Genomic DNA, 17,938 nt, shown 5'->3' with positions numbered 1-17,938 from the left:
TTCTCTTGCATGCCGCGGATGCAGCCATGATGATCACACCATGAACTGCGAAATCATGATCCTCTATTATAGTCGCCACGGGGCCACGCATGACATGGCTCGTCAGATTGCGCACGGCGTGGAGTCGATTGACGGCGCCACGGCCCTGCTGAGAACCGTTCCGCCCGTCTCGGAGGTTAGCGAAGCAACCGCTCCCGCCGTACCCGAGTCCGGCGCGCCCTATGCCACCATTGAAGAACTCGGGAACAGTGACGGACTGGTGCTCGGCAGCCCAACCCGATTCGGCAACATGGCCGCTCCCTTAAAGCATTTTCTCGATCAGACCTCCGGGCTTTGGATCAGCGGGGCGCTCGATGGCCGACCGGCTGCCGTGTTCACCTCCACCGGCAGCCTGCATGGCGGCCAGGAATCCACCCTGTTATCGATGATGCTGCCATTGCTCCATCACGGGATGTATCTGATCGGATTGCCCTACAGCGAGCCCGGCCTCTCGGCGACCACGACGGGTGGCACACCGTACGGTGCCAGTCACCTCGCCGGTGGCGATGCAGATCGCGCCGTCGACGACACGGAATCGCAGCTCTGCCGGTGCCTGGGCGCCCGCGTTGCCCGCGCAGCCCGGCGTCTGAAACACGCAGAGTCGAGCGATGGCGCAGACTGAACCAGGGGGCGACACGGCCACGCATGTCGCCTCAACACCGCTCTATCGAGTGGCAGTCGGTTGCTACATCGGTCTGATTGTTTTGCTGGGCGCCTGGCTGGTCTGGCTGGCACCGCCACCGCCCGGGCTACTCAGCCCCCTTCTGATCGTCTTTTTATTGCCGCTACTCCTCGGGCTGCGTGGCGTGCTGTATCGGCGCCGCTACACATTGCAATGGACGGGTATGCTCAGCCTTGCCTACTTTATGCACGGCCTAGTCGCTGCCACGGGTCCTGCCTCACAGCGCTGGCTTGGCAGCGCCGAGGTCATTCTGACCATCGGTTATTTTGGCGCCGCCCTCATGGTTCTGCGCCGCGGGAAGATCGCGCACAAGGCCCGCCAGAAAGCCTGACCTGCTTAAGCGGGTGGCGGCGCCCCGAGGATCGTTTTGATGAACGGCACCGTCAGGCGTCGGCCGCTTTGCAGAGAGGCCGCATCCAGCCGGTCCAGCCACGCGAGCAAATGACGCAGGTCGCGGGCCTCATGGCGCAACAAGTAGTCGGCGCTGGCCTGAGGAAGCGCCAGCCCGCGCTGTCCGGCGGCCCGGGAGAGAATTTGACGGCGGCGGGCATCATCCGGCGGGGATAGACGAAACTGCAGCAGCGCCTGCAATCGCGAAACCAGATCGGCCAGCCCCAGCCCCAGGGAATCGGGCCCAACCGCTGCCGCCACAATCAGTTGGCCACCGGCATCCCGAAGTCGATTATGCAAGTGAAACACCGCCTCTTCCCACGCCGCTTTGCCGGCGATGCAGTGCAGATCATCCAAGACCACCAGCGTCACGCGCTCAAGGCCCTCAAGCAGATCCGGCGTGGCGCGGGGGTAATCCGCCAGCGGCACATAAACCGCCGTCGCGCCGGTTCGGCCCGCCTCACCGCACGCCGCCTGCATTAAATGGCTTTTGCCCGTCCCCGGCTGCCCCCACACATACATCCAGGGTGATGCCGGCACGCCCACCGTTCGCAGTGCACTCACCGCTTCGGTATTGCCGTCGGCAACGAAACTCGCAAAGTCCGCACGGGTATCCCAGCGGAAATCAAGCGCCAGCTGTGGCGAAGTCGAGGCGCTGTCCGTCATTCCCAGCGGTATTCCGCATCACTGCCAGCGAGCCGGCCATCCCGCTCTAGGGCATCCATTACCCGGGCTTCGGTGGTGCTGATGGCCAGTTCAAATTGCACAACGTCTTCCTGGACGCGGACCGGGTTGACCCGCTCCACGCCACTCATCTCGGTCAGTCGCTCAGTCACGCGTTCATGGACACCCAAATCGACAATGCCTGCGACCTCGATTTGCATCCGGCCACGCGCCTGGAGATCAGGTAGATAGGCAAACGTTTCCCGCAGCCGGGTGACCAGGCTGTCTAGCGTGCGATCAAGTAGGGCCGCGGGATCAGATGCCTGCTCGCGCCACCGCTCCACATCGCCCTGACCCGAGAGCACCATCCAACGCCCATCGATGCGCCCCCCGTCAGTATCGGCGATACGGCCTGCCAGAATCTGATCGGCCCCATATCGCTCCGAGGCCTCCGCTACCGGCTCCGAAAAGCCACCCGCCAGGTCGACGAAGCGGACGGCGGAGAGATCTTGCAAGTCCATGATGGGGAAAAACAGATTGATGCCGAGGTCTTTGGCAGCCGCTACCCATTCAGCCCGCAGTGGCTCGTCATCACCCGCGCCAACGATTTCGCGCTCCCCCTCCAGATCGCGGCCAAGCCACACAAGTACCGTGGGCGGGCGATCCGGCCAGATGGGCACCTCGGCCTCGACCAGGGCCTCGCGAAGCCGCTGAATATCAAAGCGGGCGATTAAACGCAGCCCGCCTGAACCCGACTCGGTATCCTCCGCTTCCCGGTAGGCATAGCCCTGCAAATACCGATCCGCGTTGCGCTGCAATTCAGCCGCCAGATCGGACGTCAGCACAGACGGATCACCGCTCAAGCGCAGGATCACCTGATCCACCGCCTCCGCCACCGCCTCGGTGCGGGCGGCTTCAGACCCGTCCGTCACAGGCACTTCAGCCCGCCCTGGAGAATCCACCGTCTGCGCCACGGCCAACGGGGCCAGCAGACTGGCAAAAACAAGACAAAAGACAGCCACTAATCGGTATCGCATCAGGTTGCTCGGCTCACCCACACCGTGATGACAGGGGGATTTAAGGTACCATGCCGATCTCATCGGCACGACGCGGCGAGCGGCAAGGGAGCAGGCATTGACGAAGCGCAATGAAACCCAGGGACTCACTTATCGTGATGCAGGGGTCGACATCGACGCCGGCGCCACACTGGTAGAGCGTATCGGCGAGGATGTCGCGCGCACACACCGCCCTGGCATGCTCGGCGGACTGGGCGGTTTCGGTGGGCTATTTGAACTGCCGATGGATCGCTACACCCATCCGGTGCTTGTCTCGGGGACTGATGGTGTCGGCACCAAATTGCGCTTGGCCCTGGATACCGGACAGCACGACGGGATTGGGATCGATCTGGTGGCCATGTGCGTCAACGATGTCATCGTCACCGGGGCCGAACCGCTTTTCTTCCTCGATTACTATGCGACAGGCCGGCTCGATGTGGATATTGCCGAACAGGTTATCCGCGGAATCGCTGCTGGCTGCCGTGAAGCGGGCGCTGGACTCATCGGCGGTGAGACCGCCGAGATGCCCGGCATGTACGCCGACGGCGATTATGACCTTGCCGGCTTCTGCGTGGGTGTCGTGGAGCGCGAGGCGCTGATTGATGGCCAATCAATTCAACCCGGCGACCAGCTGATTGGGCTCGCGAGCGCGGGCGTGCATGCCAACGGCTACTCTCTGGTGCGTCGCATCCTGGCGCGGGATCCCGAGGCCCTGGAAACGACACTGGATGGACGCAACCTCGGTGAATGGCTGCTCACGCCCACCCGAATCTACGCGCGGGCCATTCGCCATTTGATCGCCAACAGCCCAGTGCACGGAATCTGCCATATCACCGGTGGCGGGCTGACAGACAATCTGCCCCGCATTCTGCCAAACGGCCTTGCCGCCGCTGTCGATGTCACCAGCTGGAAATGGCCCGCTTTGTTCGACTGGCTGCAGCGAACGGGCGATGTCAGCACGCCCGAAATGCGGCGCACTTTTAACTGTGGGGTCGGGATGGTGGTCGTGGTGCCTGCGGATCAAGCCGATGCGGCGATCGCCTGCCTGCAGGAGGCGGGCGAGACGGCCTGGCGTCTGGGAGAGATCAGCGCCGCCAATCATGGGCCAGCGGTTGTGTTTGCGGAGGGGCCGTGAGCGTACCCGCCTTTCGGATCGCCGTTCTTATCTCGGGCAGTGGCAGTAACCTCCAGGCCATCATGGATGCCACGGCAACCGGGTCGATATCCGGTGAGATTGAACAGGTCCTGAGCAATCGCCCGGACGCTGGTGGCCTGGAGCGAGCACGTCAGGCGGGTATCCCCGCCGAGGTCATTGACCATCGCCACTTTGACACCCGAGAGGCGTATGACGAAGCGCTCGGCCAACGCCTGACCGCCCTCCGGCCGGATCTCATCGTGCTCGCCGGCTTCATGCGCATCCTCACCGATCCGCTGGTGCGCACGTTCGCCGGTCAGATGATTAACATTCACCCCTCGCTTCTGCCGGCCTATCGCGGGCTGCACACCCATGCGCGCGCTATCGCCGCCGGTGAGCGCCAACATGGGTGCAGCGTTCACTACGTCATTCCCGAGCTCGACGCAGGCCCGGTGATTGCGCAGGCGCCCGTCACCATCAAACCCGACGACACGCCTGCCAGCCTGCAGACCCGCGTTCAGGCGATGGAGCACACCCTGTACCCGCAGGTTGTCAGCTGGATCGCTGATGGCCGCGTCTCACTGCACGACGACCAAGTGTGGATGGATGGCCAGCCCATCAGCCGTCCCCCCCGCATCACCGCCGAGACCGAGCATTGATCCATCGACCGCTCACCCGTTTAATCGGCATCGCCCTCGCGATCTATCTTGGGCCCGGCCTGGGGGCCGTCGCGGCGGAGGGGTTTGAGCCGCCACCCGACTTCAAGGCGCGCTACGAGGTTCGTAAGGCGGGCATCACGCTGGGGCGTGCCGACCTGCGGTTTGCACAACCCGTCCCAGGCCGCTATCGCTACAGTCTGCATACCCGCGCCAGTGGACTGGCCCGGCTGCTATTCAGTAGCGAGGTCTATGAGCAGAGCCATGGACGGATCCTCGACGATGGCTTTCGACCCGATTTTTATCGCTATAAACGCAGTGGTGATGACAAAGCCCGCGTGGCGGAGCTGCGCTTTGACTGGCTGGATCTTGAGGTCGTCAACGACGTCGCGGATTACCCCTGGCGCATGGATATCACCCACGACACGATCGATCGGGTGATTGGGCCACTCCAGCTCATGCATGACCTTGCAGAACGCGACGGCGATGACGATCAGCTCGTCTACCGCATTGCCGATGGTGGCCAGCTCAAGACCTACCTGCTCACCATCGAGGGCACCGAGATGATCGATACACCGATGGGAGCGTTCGAGGCGATTCGGATTCGCCGGCGCGATACCGACAGCAACCGGGAGACACGCCTGTGGTGCGCACCCGAGCTTGATTACCTGGCCGTTCGCGTCGAGCAGCACGAGGATGGCGATCAAAACTTCCGCCTCAGTCTTGCGGCCCTCGACGGCCTCGACTCATCCCGCTGAGGACCTCAGGGTCGGGGCAGGGTCACACCGCGCTGGCCCATGTACTTCCCGGAGCGATCCTTGTACGACTGCTCGCAGACCTCGTCCGACTCAAGGAAGAGCATCTGCGCAACGCCCTCATTGGCGTAAATTTTCGCGGGCAGCGTCGTGGTATTGGAAAACTCTAGGGTCACATGCCCTTCCCACTCCGGTTCGAGCGGAGTGACGTTAACGATGATGCCGCACCGAGCGTAAGTGGACTTGCCAAGGCAGATCGTCAGCACATTTCGCGGGATACGGAAATACTCCACGGTGCTCGCGAGCGCGAAGCTGTTCGGCGGAATAATGCAAACGTCCGCGCGCACGTCGACGAATGAGGATTCGTCAAAGTTCTTTGGATCGACCACCGCGGAGTTGATGTTGGTGAAGATCTTGAAGTGGTCTGCGCAGCGCACATCGTAGCCGTAACTCGACGTCCCGTATGAAATCATGCGGCCGCTGCCAGCGTCTCGCACCTGCCCGGGCTCGTAAGGCTCGATCATGCCCTCGGCAGCCATCTGCCGTATCCAGCGGTCGGATTTGATTGCCATTGGCGTCTTCCTGTCTAGGTGTCGTCGACAACGATATTGGGAAAGCGGCTGGCCCCTGCCGAGTCCTGCCGCGAGAGAATGGCCGCCGTTCGCCGCGCTGCCTCACGATAAAGCTCGGCGACCCGCGAGTGCGGATCCGCCACCACCGTGGGGCGGCCCGCGTCCGCCTGCTCTCGGATTTTCAGGTCAAGAGGCATGGAACCGAGCAGCTCGACCCCCTCCTGATCCGCAAGCCGCTGTCCGCCGCCAGAACCAAAAATCGGCTCCTCGTGGCCACACTGCGAGCAGATATGCAGGCTCATGTTCTCGAGAATGCCCAGTACGGGAACCTTCACTTTCTCGAACATCTTCACGCCCTTACGCGCATCGAGTGTGGCGATATCCTGCGGCGTGGTGATGACCACCGCACCGGCGACTGGCACTTTCTGAGACAGCGTCAGCTGAATGTCGCCTGTCCCCGGGGGCAAATCGATGATGAGGTAGTCCAGCGACTCCCATCGTGTTTCATTCAACAACTGCGTGAGCGCCTGGGTGACCATCGGGCCGCGCCAGACCATCGGGGTATCTTCCTCGATCAGGAAACCGATCGACATCACCTGCACGCCGTAGTTATCCAGCGGTGTAATGGTCTTGCCATCGGGACTGTCCGGCTTGCGCCCCGCCACACCCATCATGCGCGGCTGGCTTGGCCCATAGATATCCGCATCAAGCAGGCCAACCCGGGCGCCCTCGTCCGCCAGGGCCAGTGCCAGATTGGCCGCACAAGTAGACTTGCCGACACCGCCCTTCGCCGACGCCACGGCGATGATGTTGCGAATCCCCTCCAGAGGTTTCAGGGCGGCCTGAACCTGATGCGCGGCAATCGACCAGTCCACTTCCACCGTCACGGCGGTGGCATCGGTCGCCTCGGTGATCTGCTCAGCCACCGCTGCCTTCAACGTTTTTTGGTACTCATCAACCGGAAAGCCAAGCGACAGTCGAACAGTGACTGCGCCCTCGTCGACACTGATGGCCTCAATCGCGCCGGCGCTGATCAGATCCAAGCCCAGGCAGGGCTCAGTCCAATTGGCGAGGGCCTGCTCGACAGCGTCTTGAGTCACGGCTGGCATAATGGCTCCTTGTTCGCCCGGTCCAGAAATAATGAAGCGAAAGTCTACCCCGCGGGGGAGGTGCATTAAACACGCCACGAGCGGGGTTGGCAGACAAGCTTGCCCAGGCCCTCGGGGTGGGGCAGATTGAGCACCATGCGCACACCACCGGAAAACGTCATCCTGATCGGTATGCCAGGGGCGGGTAAAAGCACGGTCGGGGTATTACTCGCCCGTGCGCTTGGGCTGGATTTCACGGATACCGATCTGCTGATTCAGCGCCGTGAGGGCATGAGTCTTCAGGATCTGGTTGACACCCGAGGCCACCAGGCCCTCCGCCACATCGAAGCGGAGGTGCTGCGCCAGGTCAGCCTGCGCGGGCATGTAATTGCGACCGGCGGCAGCGCCGTCTACAGCGAGGCGGCCATGACCGCCTTGCGGACCACCGGTGTGATCGTGCACCTGCATGTCGATCTGCCCGTCATCCGTGCGCGTGTGACCGATTTCGATACGCGCGGGATTGCCCGCGCCGCTGGCCAGAGCATCGAGGATCTTTATCGCGAGCGGGAGGCGCTCTACCACCAACATGCCGACGTTGGCGTCGATGTCAGCACAACCGACCAGGCCGGCGCCGTTAAAGCCGTCATCGCGGCCCTTCAGAAGATTAATGCCCTGCCGGCCGGCTCTGGCATAATGCCGCGTTCCTGATTGTCACCGCGCGGAGCGTTCATGACCCGCAAGCTACTGGTCACCAGTGCCCTGCCGTACGCCAACGGGCCAATTCACCTTGGCCACCTCGTCGAATACATCCAGACCGATATCTGGGTGCGCTTCCAGAAGCTACAGGGCAACGAGGCGTGGTATGTCTGCGCCGACGACGCCCATGGCACGCCGATCATGCTCAAGGCCCGGGAGCGCGGGATCACGCCAGAGGCACTCATCGAGCAGGTGGGCGCTGAACATCGGCGGGATTTTGCCGGTTTCCAGATTGGCTTTGACAACTACTACACGACGCACTCCGCAGAAAACCGCCATTTCTCCGAACTGATCTATACGCGGCTGCGCGATCGGGGCGCCATCGACCGGCAAATCATTACCCAGGCCTTTGATGCCCAGGAGGGCCTCTTCCTGCCCGATCGCTACATCAAGGGGACGTGCCCGCGCTGCGGCGCCGACGATCAGTATGGCGACAACTGCGAAGCCTGTGGCGCCAGCTACTCGCCCGATGAGCTGAAAAACCCGGTCTCGGTACTCTCCGGCGAAACACCGGTGCAAAAAGAATCCGAGCACTACTTTTTCCGGCTGCAGGACTTCGAGCCCATGCTGCGGGAGTGGGCGGCCAGCGAAGGGCTGCAGGACGAAGTCTCGAACAAGCTCCAGGAATGGTTTGATGCCGGCCTGCGTGCCTGGGACATCTCGCGTGACGCCCCGTACTTCGGCTTCGAAATACCGGATGCCCCCGATAAGTACTTCTACGTATGGCTTGATGCCCCGATTGGCTACATGGCGAGCTTTCAGGATTTATGCCACCGCACTGGCGTGGATTTCGACGCGTTCTGGCAACCCGATTCTGACGCCGAGCTTTATCACTTCATCGGCAAGGACATCGTCTATTTTCACGCCCTGTTCTGGCCCGCCATGCTCAGCGGCGCGGGTTTTCGCACGCCCACCCGGGTTTGTGCCCACGGATTTCTGACCGTCGATGGCCAGAAAATGTCGAAATCCCGTGGCACGTTCATCATGGCGGAGACCTATCTGCGCCACCTCAACCCGGAATATCTACGCTACTACTTCGCCGCCAAACTCGGCAGCGGCGTGCACGATATCGACCTCAATCTCGACGACTTCACACAACGCGTAAATGCCGATTTGGTCGGCAAACTCGTCAACATTGCGAGCCGTTGCGCGGGATTCATCCACAAACGCTTCGATGGTCAGTTGGGCCCACGCCTGGACAGCCCTGAGCTGTTCCGGCGCTTCAGCGCCCGGGCAGAGACCATTGGCGGGCTCTATGAGGATCGCGAGTTCGCCCGGGTCGTCCGCGAAGTCATGGCACTCGCCGATGAGGCCAACCAGTACATCGACGAACAAAAGCCCTGGGTCCACATCAAAGACCCTGACCGACAAGCGGATGTCCAGGCGGTCTGCACCACCGGCATCAACCTGTTTCGCGTGCTGATGCTCTACCTCAAACCTGTGCTGCCCAAAACCACGGAAGCCGCCGAGGGCTTTCTCAATGTCAGCGCCATGCGCTGGGCGGATGCAGGACAGCCTTTGCTCGACCACGATCTGCAAGCGTTCAAGCCGCTCATTACCCGCGTAGACACCGATGCCATCGCGGCCATGGTCGAGGAATCGCGGGAGAACCTGAAGCCGACATGAGTCTGATTGAGGCCATCGACCGATGTCTCCCCCAGACCCAGTGTGCCCAATGCGGCCACCCGGGCTGTCGCCCCTATGCTGAGGCCATTGCCCGCGGCGAGGCGGACATCAACCAGTGCCCACCGGGGGGTCAGGCCGGCATTGATGCCCTTGCGGCGCTACTAGGTCGTGACAGCAAGCCCCTGGACCCGGCACATGGCACCTATACACCGCCCCGTGTCGCCTGGATCGATGAAGCGGTCTGCATCGGATGCACCAAATGCATTCAGGCCTGCCCCGTCGATGCCATTGTGGGGGCCCGCAAGCTGATGCACACGGTGATTGCTGAGGAATGCACCGGCTGCGACCTATGCGTTGAACCCTGCCCCGTGGACTGTATTCACATGCTCCCGACCGATCGCGAAGCGGAGTCCGATGCCCTGCGCCAGGCCCGCCGGGATACCGCAAGACAACGCTTTGAGCAGCGCAATGCCCGCGTGGCGGCACGTCAAGCCGAAACCGAGCAACGACGCCAAACCCGTCGCGCCACCCGCCAGCAGCCCACGCTGCCTGATCGGGCAACGCGGCAGGCAGCGGCGCAAGCGGCGTTGGAGCGGGCACGGGCCCGACGCGCGCGACAGCGCTCGGAGCGCCAATGAACGCCAGCAAACGCCAGGCCATCTTCGAGCGGTTGTGCGCCGCCAACCCGCATCCAACCACCGAGCTCGAGTACCGCAATGCCTTCGAGTTGCTGATCGCGGTCATCCTCTCGGCGCAGGCCACCGACCGCGGCGTGAACATCGCCACGCGCAAGCTCTTCGCTGCGGCCAATACCCCGGAAGGCATTCTGAGGCTAGGCGAAGCGGGCTTGCGTCAACACATCCGAACCATTGGGCTTTTCAATAGCAAGGCCAAAAACATCATGGCCACGTGCGAGGCCCTCGTGGAGCGTCATGGCGGCGAAGTCCCTGACCGTCGCGAGGCCCTTGAGGCCCTGCCGGGTGTGGGCCGCAAAACCGCGAATGTCGTGCTCAATACCGCCTTTGGCTATCCCACCATGGCCGTCGATACGCACATCTATCGGGTGGCGAACCGCACGGGTATCGCCAAAGGGAAAACGGTGCGTGAGGTTGAAGACCGCCTGATGCGCTGGGTACCGCGCGCATTCCTGCAGGATGCCCATCACTGGCTGATCCTGCATGGCCGGTATGTGTGTACCGCCCGCAAACCGCGCTGCGGAGCCTGTCCGATCTATGACTTTTGTGAGTTCAAGGACAAGGCCCGTTATGCTGACGAGGCGCCGTCAGCCGGCTGATCCGCCAACCGGCGCCGACGCGCTTGTCGAGCCAGCAGGCCATGCCGCGGGCCGAGCGTAAGCGCCAGTATCAAAAACCCGCCCGTTGCCAGCGCCATCATGCCGGCAATGGAAACGTTGAGCGCGACGGCAGCGACGTAGCCTAGGGGCGCGCTGGCCATCGCCATCGCCACGGCCAGAAACAACATGACCGCCAACCGGTCCGTGAGCAGATACGCCGCGCCCGGCGGGACAATCACAAAGCAGATAAACAGCACCACGCCCACCGCATCAAAAGCAGCGACTGCTGTGCCACTGACCAAACTCAATAATCCGTAAAACAGCAGCGTGGGCTTGAAGCCCAGGGTCCGTGCGAGCTCCGGATCAAAGGTCGCCAGCTTAAGGGCTTTGTAGAACAGCGCGATGAAAAGGCCATCGATGGCCAGCACCACGGCCAAGGTCGCTAAGGACTGCGGCAGCACCCAACCCGCAACGGTGATCTGGTCAAGCCAGACAAAACCGATCTCACCAAGCAGAACCGTGTGCTCATCGAGATGCACATCGCGGGCAAAGACGTTCAGCAAAACGACGCCGAGCGAGAACAGGGCGGGAAACACGAGGCCGATCGCCGCATCCTGACGCACTCGCCGGGTACGAACGACGCTCTCAATGAGGAACACGGCCAGCACACCACTTAAAGCCGCGCCAACGATCTGCACCGGGCCACTCGTGGCGCCGGTCAGCAACCAGACGACTGCAATACCAAAGAGGATCGCATGGCTAATGGCATCGGATAGCATGCTGTTGCCACGCAGCACCAGAAACACGCCCAGCAGCGAGCCCGCGGCCCCCACGAGCATGCCGGTCAGGACAATGGCAATGGTCGGTTCGACAAACAGCTCAGTCACACGCCAATCGCCTCGTCCGGGCGGCCGGCGCGGGCCGCTGCATAGGACATGCCCTCATTGGTCAGGCGCCAATGTCGCCCCTCATCCGGCATGTGCTCCACGGCCTCGAGCAGCCCCCGCTCACGCAGCGACACCAGAATGGCGGCCGTCGCGATGCCGTGATACGCATCCACCGCCCCTTCTTCAACGCGATATCGGCCACTGCCATGCTCGCACGCGAGCTGATAGACCGTCTCAAGCACTCGATCTGACGAGGTTCGACTCAGCCGATGCCCCTGTCGCCACCAGGCGGGGATCAGCCCGCGCCGCGGGGCAAAAAACAGGGAGCCAAGGGCGATCACACTGGCCACCAGGACGATAACCGGCCCGGTGGAGAGCCCGGGGATCAATGCGCTCAGGCCACCGCCCAGCACCCCGGCTGTAGCGCCTAGCAACGCCGCCAGGATGACCATGCCGTGCAGGCTGCAACACCATTGTCGGGCAGCAGCTGCCGGGGCGATGACCATGGCGGTCATCAGCACCACGCCCACGAGCTGCAGGCCGACCACCACCGTCAGGGCGACGAGCAGGGTGATGAGCAATTCAAGCGACCGGACGGGTAGGCCAATCACTGCTGCGTATTCCGGATCGAACGTCAGAAGCTTGAGCGGTTTCCACAAAAGCACCACAAGCCCGACCGCGACCAGCCCCACACTGCTCATCGGCAACAGATCGGCTCGTGACAGGGCAGCCGCCTGACCAAACAAGAACGCATCGAGCCCCGCCTGTGCCGCACCCCCTGTCGCCTGAATATGCGTCAGCAGGACAACACCGAGGGCGAAGAACAACCCCAGGGCGATCCCCAGGGCGGCATCGGTTTTCAGGCGGGTGTAGCGCACCAGAAAAACCATAGCGAAGGCGGCGAGCATGGCCGTCACCAACGCCCCAGCCATCAAACCTGTCAATGACCGTGCGCCCGTTACCATGAAGCCCAGGCACACGCCGGGCAAAGCGGCATGCGACAGGGTATCGCCCAGCAGACTCTCGCGGCGCAGGACGGCAAAGCTGCCGAGCACACCGCTCATCACCCCGAGCAGCGCGGTCCCCAGCGCAACCGTGTGAAGCGTGGGATCAGAGAGCAGCGGGATCATGCCCGGTATCCAGCAAGGCGACCTGCCCGCCATAGGTGCGACGGAGGTTGTCAGCGGTGTAGACCTTTTCGACGGGGCCTTGTGCGATCACACGCCGATTCATGAGGATGAGCCAGTCGAAATAGCTGCGCACCGTCTGGAGGTCATGGTGGACCACGATGGCCGTGCGACCGGCATCCCGGAGCTCGCGCAGCAGATCGATGATCGCGCGCTCGGTGGTGGCGTCCACTCCGGCCATCGGCTCATCAAGGAAATAAATATCCGCCTGCTGGACCAGCGCCCGGGCAATGAAGACGCGCTGCTGCTGACCACCCGAAAGCTCACTGATCTGGCGATCGGCCAGGCCTTCCAACCCGACTTGCTCGAGGGCACGCAGGGCCCGATCGCGCTCGGACCGACCCGGTCGCCGCCACCACCCCAATTCCCCATAGAGGCCCATGGTCACCACATCAAGCGCACTGGTCGGAAATTCCCAATCGACACTACTGCGTTGAGGCACATACCCCACGCGCAGGCGCTGCGCCCGATACGGGTGCCCAAATAGGCGAACATGGCCCGCGGAGCGACGAACCAGGTCCAGAATGGCGCGAATCAGGGTGCTTTTGCCCGCACCATTCGGCCCAATGATCCCGGCCAGCACGCCAGGCGGGATATCCAGATCGATGTCCCACAACGCCGGGCGCTCGCCATAGGTAACGGTCAGATCCTCCACGTGAAGGGCAAGATCCGGCTCGTGCAGCGGCGGACGATTGGCCGACTTATCCCTCATCAACCACGCGGCCTCCCAGCGCCTCGACGATGCGGCGGGTATTGGTGCGCATCATCCCCAGGTAGTCTCCCGCTGGCCCGTCGGCTTCGCCGAGCGCATCACCATAAAGACGGCCGCCCAGGGCAATCTCATGGCCGTCACTCGCCGCTGCCGAGCGTACGGCCTGGACGGTTCGCGGGTTAATCGTGCTTTCAATAAAAATAGCGGGCACATCGCGCTCAACCAGCAATGCTGCGGTGTCGCGGATGTCCGCCACACCGGCCTCGGCGGTGGTGCTCACGCCCTGAATTCCACGCACGTCGATAGCATAGGCACGCCCATAATAGGCAAACGCATCATGGGCTGTGACGAGTACTCGGCGCGGCTCCGGGATGCTGCGCACGGCTTGCCTGATCCACTGGTCAAGCGCGCTGAAGCGCTGCTCAAGCACGGCTGCTCGCGTTGCGATGGCATCGCGACAGTCTGGTCGAACCGCCCCAAGTTGGCTGGCCACTGGGTCGATCGCACTCCGCCACAGCCCGACGTCCATCCACAAATGGGGATCGGGCGCGCTACCCTCGTCCCCCGCGCGGATAACTGCCCCAGCGTGGCCTGCAGAGTTCGCCGCCTCCGCTGCTTCCTCTGCGACAGCCAGGGTCGGCATCATGCTGCCAAGCCGCCCAAGCACTGAGCCGAGCTGACCTTCCAGGCCGAAGCCGTTGTAGAGAATCAGTTCGGCGCGCTGGAAGCGCCCAACATCTTGCGCGGCCGGACGATACTGATGCGGATCGACGCCAGGGCCCATCAGCGTGTGCACAGCGAAGCACTCACCGCCCAATCGCTCGGCCAGATCACCAATCATGCCCGTGGTGGCAACCACCTCGGCGGGGCGGCGCTCGGCGGCCTGCCCATCGACAGCCGCCGCGCTGACGACCACGCCAAGCAAGGCGAGGCCGAGCAAGCCAGGCCGGATCTGCCGCCAAGTGCGCATGCCGCTTCCTTCTAGTTTGAAACTATTCCAACGTATGCTCGCGTCAAAGCAGGGTCAACCGGTTTTAGCGGTCTTTGTGCTCCCCGCGCCGAGCCGCGAGGCGCAGTCGCAGGGCATTCAGCTTGATAAAGCCCTCGGCGTCCTGCTGATCGTAGGCACCGGCGTCGTCCTCAAAGGTGGCAATACTGTCGTCAAACAGGCTGTCCGTCTCGGAACGCCGCCCGATGACAATGACATTGCCTTTGTAGAGCTTCAGTCGCACAACGCCATTAACCGGCCCCTGGGTGTTATCGATTAGCGCCTGCAGGGCCTCGCGCTCCGGGCTCCACCAATAACCGTTGTAGATTAATGAGGCGTAGCGGGGCATGAGCTCGTCTTTCAGATGAGCCGACTCGCGGTCGAGTGTTATTGACTCAATGGCTCGACGAGCCCGCAACAAAATGGTCCCACCGGGGGTCTCGTAACAGCCCCGCGACTTCATGCCGACGTACCGGTTCTCGACAATGTCGACCCGGCCAATGCCGTGCTCGCCCCCGAGCTGATTCAACCGGGCGAGCAGGTCGTGGGGCGCGAGTGCTTGACCATTGATGGCCACAGGATCACCACCGCGGAACGCCAGATCGATCACCTCGGGGGCATCGGGCGCGGCCTCCGGCGAGACACTCCAGCGCCACATGGACTCTTCCGCCGGTGTCCAGGTGTCTTCAAGCACACCGCCTTCGTAGGAGATGTGCAGCAGATTGGCATCCATTGAATACGGTGAACCGCCGCCTGCCTGCTTACCCTCGATCGAGATCCCGTGTTCCTCGGCATAGGCCAGCAGGCGCTCACGCGAGTTCAAGTCCCACTCCCGCCAGGGAGCAATCACATGAATGCCCGGCTCAAGGCCGTAATAGCCGAGCTCGAAGCGCACCTGGTCGTTGCCCTTGCCGGTGGCACCGTGACAAACCGCGTCTGCACCCGTTGCCCGAGCGATCTCGATCTGGCGTTTGGCGATTAACGGCCGGGCAATCGACGTGCCGAGCAGGTACTCCCCCTCGTACAGCGCATTGGCGCGAAACATCGGAAAAACGAAATCCCGCACAAACTCCTCGCGCAGGTCATCGATGTAAATCTCTTCAACACCGAGCGCCTGGGCTTTAACCCGGGCAGGCTCCAGCTCCTCGCCCTGTCCCAGATCAGCGGTGAAGGTCACGACCTCGCACTGATAATGATCACGCAGCCATTGCAGGATCACCGAGGTATCCAGCCCGCCAGAATAGGCTAGAACCACCTTTTTGATATCACTCATGAATCGCACTCTCGCATGGTCAGGTTTCGGGGCGTGTTAAACCGGCAATGATCGACGTGCCGGCGGGGATAATCAAGGCGGCGCCCGCGCGAGCGGTGCCCTGCTACAATGCAGACATGGAACGGCTCACAATCACCCGGCCTGATGACTGGCATTTGCATCTGCGCGATGGCCCAGTCCTTGAGCATGTCGTGCCCTGGAGCGCCGAGCGATTCGCCCGGGCCATCATCATGCCGAATCTGACGCCACCGATCACAACGACCGCAGCCGCCGAGGCCTATCGCGACCGCATTCTATTGGCTCGCCCGGCGAATAGCGCGTTCGAACCTCTGATGACGCTCTATCTCACGGATAACACGCCACCGGCTGAAATCGAAAAGGCAGCGGCCAGTGGCTGCATTCATGCCGTGAAGCTTTATCCGGCCGGGGCAACCACGCACTCGGATGCCGGCGTGACCGACCTCAGCCGCTGCGCGGATGCGCTGGCGGCCATCGCCGAGCAGAACCTCACGCTCTGCATTCACGGCGAGGTCACCCACGACCACACGGATATCTTCGATCGAGAGGCCGCATTTCTGAATGAACGGCTTGCACCGCTTCTGGCGGATCATCCCCGTCTGCGAGTCGTCCTTGAGCACCTGACAACGGCAGCCGCGGTTGATTTCGTCCGCGCAGGTCCTGAACGGCTGGGCGCGACCATCACGCCGCAGCATTTGCTAATGAATCGCAACGATCTACTCGTTGGCGGCATTCGGCCCCATTACTATTGCCTGCCGATCCTGAAGCGCGAGCGCGACCGTGAGGCCCTGCTCGAGGCTGCCACCTCCGGGCACCCGCGATTCTTCCTGGGTACAGACAGCGCACCCCATCCCCGAGGCGCCAAGGAAAATGCCTGCGGCTGCGCCGGTATATTCACCGCCCCACTCGCCATCGAGCTGTATGCAGAGGCCTTTGAGAGCGTTAATGCGCTACCCAGCCTGGCGGGTTTTGCCAGCCACCACGGCGCTGATTTCTACGGGCTACCGCGCAATACGGATGTGATCACGCTAGAGCGCCGGCCACGGGACATCCCTGCGGAACTCCCGTATGCGCGCGAGACCATCGTGCCGCTCCGCGCCGGCGGCCAGGTCGCCTGGCAACTCGCCGACACGCCATCCGCCAACTAAAGGACCCTGCCATGGAACCCCGACAGATCAGTCAACGATTCCGCGGGTTTCTGCCCGTGGTGGTGGACATCGAAACCGGCGGTGTCAAAGCCGCCACCGATGCGGTGCTGCAGATCGCCGCCGTCATGGTGCACATGGAAGACAACGGCACGCTCTACGTTGGCGAGACCCATACAAGCCACGTCGAGCCGTTTGAAGGCGCCAACCTGGACCCGAAGTCGCTGGAGTTCAATGGCATCGACCCCGATCACCCGCTGCGCATGGCTATTCCGGAGAGCGAAGCGCTGCCCATGCTCTTCAAGCCCATTAGGGAGGCGATCAAGCAGACCGGCTGCACCCGCGCCGTTCTGGTGGGCCACAACGCCTGGTTTGATCTGGGTTTTCTAAACGCAGCGGTCGAGCGCTGCGGCATCAAGCGCAACCCCTTCCACCCGTTCTCTTGCTTCGATACGGCCACGCTCTCCGGTCTAGCCTACGGCCAGACTGTCCTGGCCCGCGGGGTTGCGGCCGCGGGCCTCGACTGGGATGCCCGAGAGGCCCATTCAGCCATTTATGACGCAGAGAAAACCGCTGAGCTTTTCTGCACCATCGTCAACCGCTGGGACGCCCTGACCGACACTCAGGGCTGATTCAGTCGGACTGACTCGCCTCGCTGCCGGCCGCCTCGGTCACGGCCTTTTGTAAATCGCCGCTTTCATACATCTCCATGATGATGTCGCAGCCGCCCAGCAGCTCCCCGTTCACGTAGAGCTGCGGAATAGTCGGCCAGTTGCCGTAATCCTTGATGCCCTGCCGGATCCCCTCGTCCTCAAGCACGTTGACGTAGGAGAACTCCACACCACAGCCAGCGAGCGCCTGGGCGGCCCGCATGGAAAAACCGCACTGCGGGAACTGCGGTGAGCCTTTCATGTAAAGCAGTACGGGATTGCTCTCGACCTGCTGGCGAATGCTGTCCTGAACGTCGCTCATGGCTGACTCCTTCTCGAAATTGGACCAATAGTGTACGGATTACAC

The 17,938-nt window shown here is 62.7% G+C and carries 20 protein-coding genes and 1 pseudogene; 11 read left to right on the top strand and 10 right to left on the bottom strand.

The window, feature by feature from the left end:
- The first annotated feature begins 55 nt into the window (after positions 1 to 55).
- Both wrbA and SPISAL_RS02545 read left to right on the top strand, forming a co-directional pair.
- Positions 56 to 661, top strand: coding sequence for an NAD(P)H:quinone oxidoreductase (wrbA, locus tag SPISAL_RS02550; RefSeq protein WP_342663958.1), 606 nt, complete (start codon positions 56 to 58; stop codon positions 659 to 661).
- Entirely contained in the window at positions 648 to 1,052 is a 405-nt protein-coding gene (locus SPISAL_RS02545; protein WP_016352911.1) for a DUF2069 domain-containing protein, read from the top strand. The genes wrbA and SPISAL_RS02545 overlap by 14 nt, the downstream gene beginning before the upstream one ends.
- A gap of 5 nt (positions 1,053 to 1,057) precedes the next feature.
- Here SPISAL_RS02545 and hda read toward each other — a convergent pair whose 3' ends face one another.
- Together hda and SPISAL_RS02535 are read right to left on the bottom strand one after the other, a co-directional pair.
- Positions 1,058 to 1,777, bottom strand: a complete 720-nt coding sequence (gene hda, locus SPISAL_RS02540) for a DnaA regulatory inactivator Hda (protein ID WP_016352910.1) — start codon at positions 1,775 to 1,777, stop codon at positions 1,058 to 1,060.
- On the bottom strand, positions 1,774 to 2,811 hold the full coding sequence (locus SPISAL_RS02535; RefSeq protein ID WP_016352909.1) for a DUF2066 domain-containing protein: 1,038 nt from the start codon (positions 2,809 to 2,811) through the stop codon (positions 1,774 to 1,776). The genes hda and SPISAL_RS02535 overlap by 4 nt, the downstream gene beginning before the upstream one ends.
- 97 nt (positions 2,812 to 2,908) lie before the next feature.
- Between SPISAL_RS02535 and purM the strand changes: the two genes are divergently transcribed.
- From purM to SPISAL_RS02520, 3 genes are read left to right on the top strand one after another with little or no spacing between them, the layout of a single operon-like run.
- Entirely contained in the window at positions 2,909 to 3,964 is a 1,056-nt protein-coding gene (gene purM, locus SPISAL_RS02530; RefSeq protein WP_016352908.1) for a phosphoribosylformylglycinamidine cyclo-ligase, read from the top strand.
- Positions 3,961 to 4,623 (top strand): phosphoribosylglycinamide formyltransferase, encoded by a 663-nt coding sequence (gene purN, locus SPISAL_RS02525; protein WP_016352907.1) that lies wholly within the window; start codon positions 3,961 to 3,963, stop codon positions 4,621 to 4,623. Before purM ends, purN begins: the two co-directional genes overlap by 4 nt.
- Complete coding sequence (locus tag SPISAL_RS02520; RefSeq protein WP_016352906.1) at positions 4,620 to 5,378, top strand: DUF3108 domain-containing protein; 759 nt, start codon at positions 4,620 to 4,622, stop codon at positions 5,376 to 5,378. Before purN ends, SPISAL_RS02520 begins: the two co-directional genes overlap by 4 nt.
- A gap of 5 nt (positions 5,379 to 5,383) precedes the next feature.
- Here SPISAL_RS02520 and dcd read toward each other — a convergent pair whose 3' ends face one another.
- Both dcd and apbC read right to left on the bottom strand, forming a co-directional pair.
- Positions 5,384 to 5,947 carry a dCTP deaminase gene (gene dcd / locus SPISAL_RS02515; RefSeq protein ID WP_016352905.1) on the bottom strand — a complete coding sequence of 188 codons (564 nt, stop codon included), beginning with the start codon at positions 5,945 to 5,947 and terminating at the stop codon, positions 5,384 to 5,386.
- Between the two features lie 14 nt (positions 5,948 to 5,961).
- Entirely contained in the window at positions 5,962 to 7,056 is a 1,095-nt protein-coding gene (gene apbC, locus SPISAL_RS02510; RefSeq protein WP_016352904.1) for an iron-sulfur cluster carrier protein ApbC, read from the bottom strand.
- 135 nt (positions 7,057 to 7,191) lie between these two features.
- On the opposite strand from apbC, the gene SPISAL_RS02505 reads away from it, so the two are divergent.
- The 4 genes and pseudogenes from SPISAL_RS02505 to nth all read left to right on the top strand — a co-directional run bounded on the left by SPISAL_RS02505 (position 7,192) and on the right by nth (position 10,711).
- The gene (locus SPISAL_RS02505; RefSeq protein WP_016352903.1) at positions 7,192 to 7,743 is read left to right on the top strand and encodes a shikimate kinase; all 552 of its coding nucleotides are present in this window, start codon (positions 7,192 to 7,194) and stop codon (positions 7,741 to 7,743) included.
- A gap of 21 nt (positions 7,744 to 7,764) precedes the next feature.
- The gene (metG, locus tag SPISAL_RS02500; RefSeq protein WP_016352902.1) at positions 7,765 to 9,417 is read left to right on the top strand and encodes a methionine--tRNA ligase; all 1,653 of its coding nucleotides are present in this window, start codon (positions 7,765 to 7,767) and stop codon (positions 9,415 to 9,417) included.
- Positions 9,414 to 9,821, top strand: a pseudogene (gene rsxB / locus SPISAL_RS09000) (electron transport complex subunit RsxB); the annotation flags it as partial. The gene metG and the pseudogene rsxB, both read left to right, overlap by 4 nt.
- Positions 9,822 to 10,051: 230 nt before the next feature.
- Positions 10,052 to 10,711, top strand: a complete 660-nt coding sequence (gene nth / locus SPISAL_RS02490) for an endonuclease III (protein WP_016352900.1) — start codon at positions 10,052 to 10,054, stop codon at positions 10,709 to 10,711.
- Here nth and SPISAL_RS02485 read toward each other — a convergent pair.
- The 5 genes from SPISAL_RS02485 to SPISAL_RS02465 all read right to left on the bottom strand — a co-directional run bounded on the left by SPISAL_RS02485 (position 10,681) and on the right by SPISAL_RS02465 (position 15,758).
- A complete protein-coding gene (locus tag SPISAL_RS02485) occupies positions 10,681 to 11,598 on the bottom strand; it encodes a metal ABC transporter permease (protein ID WP_016352899.1) in 918 nt (305 codons plus the stop codon). The genes nth and SPISAL_RS02485 overlap by 31 nt on opposite strands.
- A complete protein-coding gene (locus SPISAL_RS02480; RefSeq protein WP_016352898.1) occupies positions 11,595 to 12,728 on the bottom strand; it encodes a metal ABC transporter permease in 1,134 nt (377 codons plus the stop codon). Before SPISAL_RS02480 ends, SPISAL_RS02485 begins: the two co-directional genes overlap by 4 nt.
- The gene (locus SPISAL_RS02475) at positions 12,709 to 13,497 is read right to left on the bottom strand and encodes a metal ABC transporter ATP-binding protein (RefSeq protein WP_016352897.1); all 789 of its coding nucleotides are present in this window, start codon (positions 13,495 to 13,497) and stop codon (positions 12,709 to 12,711) included. Before SPISAL_RS02475 ends, SPISAL_RS02480 begins: the two co-directional genes overlap by 20 nt.
- Complete coding sequence (locus SPISAL_RS02470) at positions 13,487 to 14,467, bottom strand: metal ABC transporter solute-binding protein, Zn/Mn family (protein ID WP_016352896.1); 981 nt, start codon at positions 14,465 to 14,467, stop codon at positions 13,487 to 13,489. The genes SPISAL_RS02475 and SPISAL_RS02470 overlap by 11 nt, the downstream gene beginning before the upstream one ends.
- Positions 14,468 to 14,531: 64 nt before the next feature.
- Positions 14,532 to 15,758 (bottom strand): argininosuccinate synthase, encoded by a 1,227-nt coding sequence (locus SPISAL_RS02465; protein ID WP_016352895.1) that lies wholly within the window; start codon positions 15,756 to 15,758, stop codon positions 14,532 to 14,534.
- A gap of 116 nt (positions 15,759 to 15,874) precedes the next feature.
- Between SPISAL_RS02465 and pyrC the strand changes: the two genes are divergently transcribed.
- Together pyrC and rnt are read left to right on the top strand one after the other, a co-directional pair.
- The gene (gene pyrC / locus SPISAL_RS02460; protein ID WP_041389483.1) at positions 15,875 to 16,924 is read left to right on the top strand and encodes a dihydroorotase; all 1,050 of its coding nucleotides are present in this window, start codon (positions 15,875 to 15,877) and stop codon (positions 16,922 to 16,924) included.
- A gap of 11 nt (positions 16,925 to 16,935) precedes the next feature.
- The gene (gene rnt, locus SPISAL_RS02455) at positions 16,936 to 17,553 is read left to right on the top strand and encodes a ribonuclease T (protein ID WP_016352893.1); all 618 of its coding nucleotides are present in this window, start codon (positions 16,936 to 16,938) and stop codon (positions 17,551 to 17,553) included.
- A 1-nt stretch (position 17,554) separates the two neighbouring features.
- Here rnt and grxD read toward each other — a convergent pair whose 3' ends face one another.
- The gene (gene grxD / locus SPISAL_RS02450) at positions 17,555 to 17,893 is read right to left on the bottom strand and encodes a Grx4 family monothiol glutaredoxin (RefSeq protein ID WP_016352892.1); all 339 of its coding nucleotides are present in this window, start codon (positions 17,891 to 17,893) and stop codon (positions 17,555 to 17,557) included.
- Positions 17,894 to 17,938 lie beyond the last annotated feature (45 nt).

This window comes from Spiribacter salinus M19-40 (assembly GCF_000319575.2).
In the GTDB taxonomy this organism is placed as follows: Bacteria; Pseudomonadota; Gammaproteobacteria; order Nitrococcales; family Nitrococcaceae; genus Spiribacter; species Spiribacter salinus.
This window is presented reverse-complemented; position numbering and strand designations above follow the sequence as displayed.